Origin of the sequence: Kitasatospora arboriphila (assembly GCF_039528095.1) — a bacterium.
Taxonomy (GTDB): domain Bacteria; phylum Actinomycetota; class Actinomycetes; order Streptomycetales; family Streptomycetaceae; genus Kitasatospora; species Kitasatospora arboriphila.
The window spans coordinates 44,351-52,648 of record NZ_BAAALD010000023.1 but is presented as its reverse complement, the minus strand read 5'-3'; the positions used below and the strand labels follow the sequence as shown (position 1 = coordinate 52,648).

10 protein-coding genes and 1 pseudogene are annotated in these 8,298 nt (G+C 75.3%); all 11 read right to left on the bottom strand.

The features are described 5' to 3' along the window. Positions 1-76 precede the first annotated feature (76 nt). Positions 77-886, bottom strand: a complete 810-nt coding sequence (gene trpA / locus ABD353_RS14620; protein WP_344624003.1) for a tryptophan synthase subunit alpha — start codon at positions 884-886, stop codon at positions 77-79. A 2-nt stretch (positions 887-888) separates the two neighbouring features. Continuing rightward, positions 889-2,136, bottom strand: coding sequence for a tryptophan synthase subunit beta (trpB, locus tag ABD353_RS14615; RefSeq protein WP_344624002.1), 1,248 nt, complete (start codon positions 2,134-2,136; stop codon positions 889-891). A 47-nt stretch (positions 2,137-2,183) separates the two neighbouring features. Further along, complete coding sequence (trpM, locus tag ABD353_RS40420; protein WP_420706148.1) at positions 2,184-2,336, bottom strand: tryptophan biosynthesis modulator TrpM; 153 nt, start codon at positions 2,334-2,336, stop codon at positions 2,184-2,186. 8 nt (positions 2,337-2,344) lie between these two features. Beyond that, a complete protein-coding gene (trpC, locus tag ABD353_RS14610) occupies positions 2,345-3,151 on the bottom strand; it encodes an indole-3-glycerol phosphate synthase TrpC (protein WP_030262585.1) in 807 nt (268 codons plus the stop codon). A gap of 283 nt (positions 3,152-3,434) precedes the next feature. Further along, positions 3,435-3,866, bottom strand: a complete 432-nt coding sequence (locus ABD353_RS14605) for a DUF2752 domain-containing protein (protein WP_344624001.1) — start codon at positions 3,864-3,866, stop codon at positions 3,435-3,437. Between the two features lie 137 nt (positions 3,867-4,003). Continuing rightward, the gene (locus tag ABD353_RS14600) at positions 4,004-4,261 is read right to left on the bottom strand and encodes an HGxxPAAW family protein (RefSeq protein WP_344624000.1); all 258 of its coding nucleotides are present in this window, start codon (positions 4,259-4,261) and stop codon (positions 4,004-4,006) included. A 111-nt stretch (positions 4,262-4,372) separates the two neighbouring features. After that, complete coding sequence (locus ABD353_RS14595) at positions 4,373-4,969, bottom strand: TIGR02234 family membrane protein (protein WP_344623999.1); 597 nt, start codon at positions 4,967-4,969, stop codon at positions 4,373-4,375. Between the two features lie 106 nt (positions 4,970-5,075). After that, a pseudogene (locus ABD353_RS14590) lies at positions 5,076-5,573 on the bottom strand (Uma2 family endonuclease); the annotation flags it as partial. A 66-nt stretch (positions 5,574-5,639) separates the two neighbouring features. Continuing rightward, positions 5,640-7,157: an anthranilate synthase component I gene (locus ABD353_RS14585; protein ID WP_344623998.1), complete on the bottom strand. Its 1,518-nt coding sequence runs from the start codon at positions 7,155-7,157 to the stop codon at positions 5,640-5,642. Between the two features lie 82 nt (positions 7,158-7,239). After that, the gene (gene hisI / locus ABD353_RS14580; RefSeq protein WP_344623997.1) at positions 7,240-7,611 is read right to left on the bottom strand and encodes a phosphoribosyl-AMP cyclohydrolase; all 372 of its coding nucleotides are present in this window, start codon (positions 7,609-7,611) and stop codon (positions 7,240-7,242) included. A 102-nt stretch (positions 7,612-7,713) separates the two neighbouring features. Continuing rightward, complete coding sequence (locus ABD353_RS14575; protein WP_344623996.1) at positions 7,714-8,193, bottom strand: hypothetical protein; 480 nt, start codon at positions 8,191-8,193, stop codon at positions 7,714-7,716. Positions 8,194-8,298 lie beyond the last annotated feature (105 nt).

Sequence of the window (8,298 nt, the reverse complement as noted above, 5' to 3'; positions counted from 1 at the left end):
GCCCCCCCCCCCCCACCCCGCCCCCCCCCCCCCCCCCCCCCCCCGGGCGGCCCGTCGGACGGTACGGGCGGTGCGGCTACCGGCGGCGGACTCCGGCCGCGAGGTCGGCGGCGAGCGCCCGCACGGCGTCCAGCGCCGCGGCGGTGTCGCCGTCGGCGTCCAGGATGCGCTGGACGAAGGCCGAACCGACGATCACGCCGTCGGCGAAGCCCGCGACCTCGGCGGCCTGGTCGGCGGTGGAGACGCCGAGGCCGACGCAGACCGGCAGGTCGGTGGTGGCCCGGGTGCGGGCGACCAGGTCCTCGGCGAGGTTGCCGACCTGGGCCCGGGTACCGGTGACGCCCATGACCGCGGCGGCGTAGACGAAGCCGGAGCCGGCCGCGGTGACCTCGGCGAGGCGGGCGTCCTTGCTGCTGGGAGCGACCACGAACACGGTGTCCAGACCGTGTTCGCCCGCCGCCTTGCGCCACTCCTCGGACTCTTCGACCGGCAGGTCGGGCAGGATGCAGCCCGCTCCGCCGGCCGCCGCCAGGTCGGCGGCGAACCGGGCGACGCCGTAGCGGTCGACCGGGTTCCAGTAGGTCATGACCAGGACGGCCGCCTCCGGGTGGGCGGCCGCGACCTCGGCGACGGTGTGCAGCACGTCCTTGATCCGGACGCCGCCGCGCAGCGCGATGTCGTCGGCGGTCTGGATGGTCGGGCCGTCCAGCACCGGGTCGGAGTGCGGCAGGCCGATCTCGACGACGTCGCAGCCGCCCTCGATCAGGGCGTCGACCGCGGCGATGCCGCCGTCGACGGTCGGGAAGCCGGCCGGCAGGTAGCCGATCAGGGCGGCGCGGCCCTCCGCCTTGGCCGCGGCCAGGACGCTGCTGAGCTTGGATGCCATGGTCAGTTGCCCTCGCCGCTCTCGGTGGTCGCCTGGTCGTAGAGGCCGAAGTACTCGGCTGCGGTGTGCATGTCCTTGTCGCCGCGGCCGGAGAGGCTGACGAGGATCGTCGCCTCCGGGCCGAGCTCGCGGCCGAGCTCCAGGGCGCCGGCCAGCGCGTGGGCGCTCTCGATGGCCGGGATGATGCCCTCGGTGCGGGACAGAAGCCGCAGCGCCTGCATGGCGGCGTCGTCGGTGACCGGGCGGTACTCGGCGCGGCCGGTGTCCTTGAGCCAGGCGTGCTCGGGGCCGACGCCGGGGTAGTCCAGGCCGGCCGAGATGGAGTGCGACTCGATGGTCTGGCCGTCCTCGTCCTGCAGGACGTAGGTGCGCGAGCCGTGCAGCACGCCGGGGTCGCCCTTGGTGAGGGTGGCGGCGTGGCGCGGGGTGTCGGCGCCCTCGCCGGCCGCCTCGCAGCCGATCAGGCGGACGCCGGCGTCCGGGATGAACTCGTGGAAGATGCCCATCGCGTTGGAGCCGCCGCCGACGCAGGCGACGACCGCGTCGGGCAGCCGGCCGATGCGCTCCAGGACCTGCTCGCGGGCCTCGACGCCGATCACCCGGTGGAAGTCGCGGACCATCATCGGGAAGGGGTGCGGGCCGGCGACGGTGCCGAACAGGTAGTGGGTGGAGTCGACGTTGGCGACCCAGTCGCGGAACGCCTCGTTGATGGCGTCCTTGAGGGTGCGGCTGCCGGACTTCACGGCGACGACCTCGGCGCCGAGCATCCGCATCCGGGCGACGTTCAGCGCCTGGCGCCGGGTGTCGACCTCGCCCATGTAGATGGTGCAGTCGAAGCCGAACAGCGCGCAGGCGGTGGCGGTGGCCACGCCGTGCTGGCCGGCGCCGGTCTCGGCGATGATCCGGGTCTTGCCCATCCGCCGGGTGAGCAGGGCCTGGCCCAGCACGTTGTTGATCTTGTGCGAGCCGGTGTGGTTCAGGTCCTCGCGCTTGAGCAGGATGCGCGCGCCGCCGGCCTCGGCGGAGAACCGCCGGACGTCGGTCAGCGGGCTGGGCCGGCCGGTGTAGTCCTTGAGCAGCGCGTCGAGCTCGGCGGCGAAGGCCGGGTCGGTCTTGGCCTTCTCGTACTCCTCGGCGACCTGCTCGACGGCGGCGACCAGCGCCTCCGGGATGAAACGGCCGCCGTAGGCGCCGAAGTAGCCGCGCGCGTCCGGGACGTGGGCGCCCGGCAGGTAGTCCTTCTCGGACATGGTGAAGCGTCCTTCTGGGTCGATGGGATGACAGGAGGAACGGCCGCTCAGCGGCCGTGCGTCCTGCGCCATCGACGGCCCGGCACCTGGCCGGGCTCGCAGCCGATCACGTAGCGCACCCGCCGCCCCAGCACCCGGCGTGCGGGCGCGCGGCAGCCGCGGGGGCGGCAGCCGGGGGCGAGGCGGGAGGCGAGTTTCACGGCAGCGGTCAGCCCTTGTGGCGGAGGGCCGGGTGGGCGCCGGCGGCGACCAGGTCGGCCACCGCGGCCTTCGGGTCCCTGCCGGTCACCAGGGACTCGCCGACCAGCACCGCGTCGGCGCCGAGGTTGGCGTACTGGATGACGTCGAGCGGGCCGCGGACACCGGACTCGGCGACCTTGACGATCCCGGCCGGGATCGCGTCGACCACGTTGCCGAAGGTGTTGCGGTCCACCTCGAGGGTCTTGAGGTTGCGGGCGTTCACACCGATGATCTTCGCTCCGGCGTCCACCGCGCGGGCGATCTCCTCCTCGTCGTGCACCTCGACCAGCGGGGTGAGCCCGATCGACTCGGCCCGCTCGACGAGCGAGACCAGGGCCGGCTGGTCCAGGGCCGCGACGATCAGCAGCGCGAGGTCGGCGCCGTGCGCGCGGGCCTCCCACAGCTGGTACGCGGTGACGATGAAGTCCTTGCGGAGCACCGGGGTGTCGACCGCGGCACGGACCGCGTCGAGGTCCGCGAGGGAGCCGCCGAAGCGGCGCTGCTCGGTCAGCACGCTGATCGCGGCGGCGCCGCCGGCCGCGTAGTCCAGCGCCAGGGCGGCGGGATCGGCGATGGCCGCCAGTGCGCCCTTGGAGGGGCTGGAGCGCTTGACCTCGCAGATCACCCGGACGCCGTCGCCGCGCAGCGCGGCCACGCCGTCCTTGGCCACCGGCGCCTTGGCGGCGAGCTCCTTGAGCTCGTCCAGGGACACCTGGGCCTGTCGCTCGGCGAGGTCCTCACGGACCCCGTCGATGATCTCGTCGAGCACACTCACGCGAGCGCCCCCATGTCGTCTTATGGCTGGGTGCCGGGAGGTGCGGAGGACTCCGGACCCGCCCGGCCTGGCTGTGCGGTCAAAAACCTCGGGGGGCGTTTCGCACGAACCGGTGAGGATGGTGTGCAGACGCGCCCCCGTTGGCCCTTCGATGGTATCGGGCGCCGGGGGCGCAAGGCGCATCCGCCCGGCGCGCGTCTCGCGGAGCGGACCGCACGGCGGCGGGCGGGCGGCGCCGGACGGCGGGCGGGCCGGACGGCGCCGACAGCACGGGACGGCCAGGTCAAACCAGTGGCGGTGCCAGGCCGGCGCCCGCGGGCAGGTTGCGCAGCACGGTGAAGACCACCAGTGCCACGGCCAGCAGCACCGTCTGCGGAAGGGTGACGACGAACCTCGGCGGTGCGCCGCCGGTGACGGCGGACCACAGCCAGCGGAGCCAGAACACCGCGGCGGCCACGGCCAGCACCATGACCAGCAGGTTGTCGTGGCCGGCCGCGTTCAGGTCGCCGTGGGTCAGCGCGTGCACGCAGCGCAGGCCGCCGCAGCCCGGGCAGAACCAGCCGGTGGCCTGCAGCACCGGGCAGGTCGGGTAGTGGCCCGGCGCATTGGGGTCGACGGCGGCGACGTACGCGGTGGGCAGCCCGACGGCCACCAGCGCAGCCAGCGGGCGGGCCAGCCGGCGGCCGAGCGGCACGGGGAGGACGGGAGCGTTCACGCCGCCGATTCTCCTCCCCCGGCCGCCGCGGCCGGCGCAGGGCCGCGCGGCGACCGTGGCGTGCCGGACGTGCGCGCGCCCCCGGTCACGACGGGTGACCGGGGGCGCGGCGCTGCGGCGCAGGTGTGGCGCAGGTGTCAGGCGGCGCTGACCGGGGTGCGCTCCTCGGCGGCCGGGACGGCGGCGGGAGCGAAGTTGGTGCTGGGCTGCTTGCCCATGCCGGCCATCGACATCGCCTTGCCGACCACGCCGGCGGCCACCACGATCACCAGGCCGACCACGACGAGCAGCACGTTGGGGATGATCATGGCGACGCCGCTGACCGTGAAACCGATGAAAGCGATGGTCACGCCGGTCCAGGCGGCGGGAGTGTGGCCGTGCGCTGCTGCCGACATCTGCTGGTGCTCCTTGTTCTCCGGATCCCGGCCGGGCACCTCGGGGCGCTCGACGGGTTGACCCTTCCATTGTGCCGGGCCCTCACGCCCGTCCCCAAGGCGGGCCCCGGGTCAGTCGGTGGGATCTTCGCCACGGTCGAGGGCCTTCCACAGCTCCGCGGACCGGTCGGTGGGCCGCGGCCTGGCGGCCGCCTTCGCGGTCGGGGCCTCGTAGCGGGCGCCCATCGCCGGCCAGCCGCGGCCGGAGCGGACGGTCAGCAGCCCGGCGAGGGCCAGCAGCACACCGCCGGCGGCGGCCACCCAGGGCCAGAGGGTCCGGCTGATCTGCTCGGCCTGGGCGCCGGCCAGCGCGAGGCGCCCGGCGGCCTCGGCGTCCAGCCCGGCGGTGTCGGTGACGCCGATCACCGCACCGGCGACCACGCCGAGACCGGCCAGCACGGCGAGCACGCCGACCGCCGTCCGGGCGGCGCCGCGCACGGCGAAGACCGCGACGGCCGCGGCCAGCCCGGTCAGGGCGAGCCCGGTGGGCAGACCGGTCAGCCGGGAGCCGGTGGCGCTGACCGCCAGGCGGCCGCCCGCCGTCCCGGCGACCACGCCCTCGGCCCAGGTCCGGCCGACGGAGGTCAGGACGAGCAGGGCGCCGACCGCGGTCAGCAGCAGCATCAGGACGAGCGAGCGGCGGTCGGTCTTCGGTGCGGGAGAACTCACCCGACCAGTGTCGCCGACGGCCCGCACGGGCCGGACGCCCGGGTCCCGGTACGGGGGCTCAGGGGGCCGCTCGGACGGCCGGTTCGGGGGCGCGTGGGGACACGCCCTACGCCGGTTCGCGGGGGAAGCCGCCGGTGGCGACGACCAGTGTCCGCCCGGGCAGCTGCACGGGCAGGTCCTCGCCGAACGGCACCCGCTCGGCCAGGTGGTAGGCGCCGGCGGGCTGCGGGTCGGAGTGCACGGTGCAGACGCCCTCGGCCGGGTCGACCACCACGTACAGCGGGACGCCGTGCCCGGCGTACCGGCGCAGCCGTTCGACGAGGCCGCCGTGCGGGCCCGCCGCCGGGACGACCTCCAGCACCGCTTCGAGGTCCGGCCAGGCCCAGTGGCCGCGGTTGTCGGGCCGCGCGCCGTCGGCGACCACCACCAGGTCGGGGGCGCGGCCGGGGCGGGCGGCGGGGAGGTCCAGTGCCGCGTCGGGGACGGCGCGGCCGCGGCCCGCCAGCTGGTCCTCGACCTGCCGAGCGGCGTCGAGGACGATCGCCCGGCGGGCCGCACCGCGGGGGCTCACGACGGCCCTCCCGTCCGCGGCCCGGTCGGCGCGGACGCGGCGGGCACGGTCATGGCGGTGGCGGTCATGGCGGTGCCTCCCTCCGCGGGATCGACCACCTCACGATACCGGCGGTCGCAGGGTGTTGGCGGTGGCCACGGCGCGCAGCACGGCGGCCGCCTTGTTGCGGCACTCGGTGTCCTCGGAGTGCGGGTCGGAGTCCGCGACCACGCCGGCGCCGGCCTGCACGTAGGCGGTGCCGTCGCGGAGCACCGCGGTGCGGATCGCGATCGCGGTGTCCGAGTCGCCGGCGAAGTCCAGGTAGCCGACGCAGCCGCCGTACAGGCCGCGGCGGGTGGGCTCCAGCTCCTCGATGATCTGCATGGCGCGCGGCTTGGGGGCGCCGGAGAGGGTGCCGGCGGGGAAGCAGGCGGTGAGCACGTCGAAGGCCGTCCGTCCCTCGGCGACCCGGCCGGTGACGGTGGAGACGATGTGCATGACGTGGCTGTAGCGCTCGACCGACATGAAGTCGACGACCTCGACGCTGCCCGGCTCGCAGACCCGGCCGAGGTCGTTGCGGCCGAGGTCGACCAGCATCAGGTGTTCGGCGCGCTCCTTGGGGTCGGCGAGCAGCTCGGCGGCGAGCTCGGCGTCCTCGTGCGGGGTGGCGCCGCGGTGCCGGGTGCCGGCGATCGGGTGCACCATCGCCTCGCCGCCGCTGACCTTGACCAGTGCCTCCGGGCTGGAGCCGACCACGTCGAAGCCGCCCTCGGCGGTGCCGTCCGGCCCGGGGAAGCGGAAGAGGTACATGTAGGGGCTGGGGTTGGTGGTGCGCAGCACCCGGTACACGTCGAGCGCGGAGGCCGGGCAGGGCGCCTCGAAGCGCTGCGAGGGCACCACCTGGAAGGCCTCGCCGGCCCGGATCCGCTCCTTGATCGTCTCGACGGCCGCCCGGTACGGCGCGCCGCCGAACGGCGAGTGCGCCTCGGCGGCGGTCGGGGTGAAGGTGGCCAGGCCCGGGTCGACCGGCTTCAGGAGGCCGGCCTCCATGGCGTCGAGGCGGGCGACCGCGTCGGCGTACGCCTCGTCCACGCCGCTCGCCAGGTCGTTGTGGTTGACCGCGTTCGCGATCAGCAGCACGGTGCCGTCGACGTGGTCGAGGACGGCGAGGTCGGTGGCGAGCAGCAGGGTGAGCTCGGGGAGCTTCAGGTCGTCCGGAGTGAGGTTCGGCAGCTTCTCCAGCCGGCGGACGACGTCGTAGCCGAGGTAGCCGACCATGCCGCCGGTGAGCGGCGGCAGGCCGTCGTCGGTGTGCCGCGGGGTGTGCAGGGCGGCGAGGGCGGCGCGCAGCACCTCCAGCGGGTCGCCGGCGGTGGGGATGCCGACCGGCGGGGTGCCGTGCCAGCGGGCGTTGCCGTCCGGGCCGGCGGTGAGGGTGGCGGCGCTGCGGACGCCGACGAAGGAGTACCGGGACCAGCTCCGGCCCTGCTCGGCGGACTCCAGCAGGAAGGTGCCGGGCCGCTCGCCGGCGAGGCTGCGGTACAGCCCGATCGGGGTGAGGCCGTCCGCGAGGAGCCTGCGGGTGACGGGGATGACCCGGGTGTCGGCGGCGAGCTTGCGGAAGACCTCGAGATCCATGGGAGCGGGCACCGTTCGGAGGAGGAGGGGCGGGCTGCTGACTGGTCGTGCGGGCGCCGGGAACGCCGGGGGCCGGGAGGGGCTAGGCGACGGGCAGGACGTCGGCGTCGAAGCAGGTGCGGTCGCCCGTGTGGCAGGCGGCGCCGGTCTGGTCGACCTTCACCAGCAGGGTGTCGCCGTCGCAGTCCAGCGCGACGGAGACCACCCGCTGGACGTGGCCGGAGGTGTCGCCCTTCACCCAGTACTCGTTGCGGCTGCGGCTCCAGTAGGTGCAGCGGCCGGTCGTCAGGGTGCGGTGCAGCGCCTCGTCGTCCATCCAACCCAGCATCAGCACCTCGCCGGTGTCGTACTGCTGTGCGATGGCGGGGAGCAGGCCGTCGGCGGTGCGCTTGAGCCGGGCGGCGACGGCGGCGTCCAGGGCGGTGCTGCCGGGGGCTGCGGGAGTGGTGGACATGCGGACCATTCTCGCAGCTCCCGCCCGGCACGGTGATCGGTGTTCGGGGAGTGGTCAGGAGTCGTCGCCCTGCGGTCCCTCCGGGCGCCGGCCCGCGGGCGGTCAGCCGGCGCCGGGGCTCTCACAGCCCTCCGGCCAGACCACCCTGACGTCCAGGCCCGCCCGCTGCGCCTGCGCCACCACCCGGGCCGGTTCGCTGCCGGGACGGCCGTCCCAGACCGCGATCAGCTCGTCCACCATGCCGACCAGCGCCGGGCCGGTGTCCTCACCGGGTCCGCCGGCCCCGGCCGCGGCCAGCCGGTGCACGGCGTTCGCCGCGTTCAGCAGTCCGCGGCGGGTGTCGCGGCAGCCCTCCCCCGTGAAGGCGCCCGCCCTGGCCTCCGCCGCTGACAGCACCACCTCGATCCGTCCGCCGTGGTCGAGGACGGACTGCGCGAACCAGGTGTCCGGCCCGGGCCGCAGCCGGCCGACGCCGACCAGGTCGTAGGCGCCGTGCGCGGTGACGAGTTGCCAGAGTTCGCCCCGGACGAGCATCTCGGTCAGGTCCGAGAGGCGTTCGTGCCCGATGATTCCGACTCGCATGAGAAGTTGACCCCTTGTACGGGTCGTGCCGCCCCCAGCGTACCCATCGCCGCCGGGCCGGCCGCGACCGATGCCGGAGCAGCAGACGACGGGCCCGACACGGGC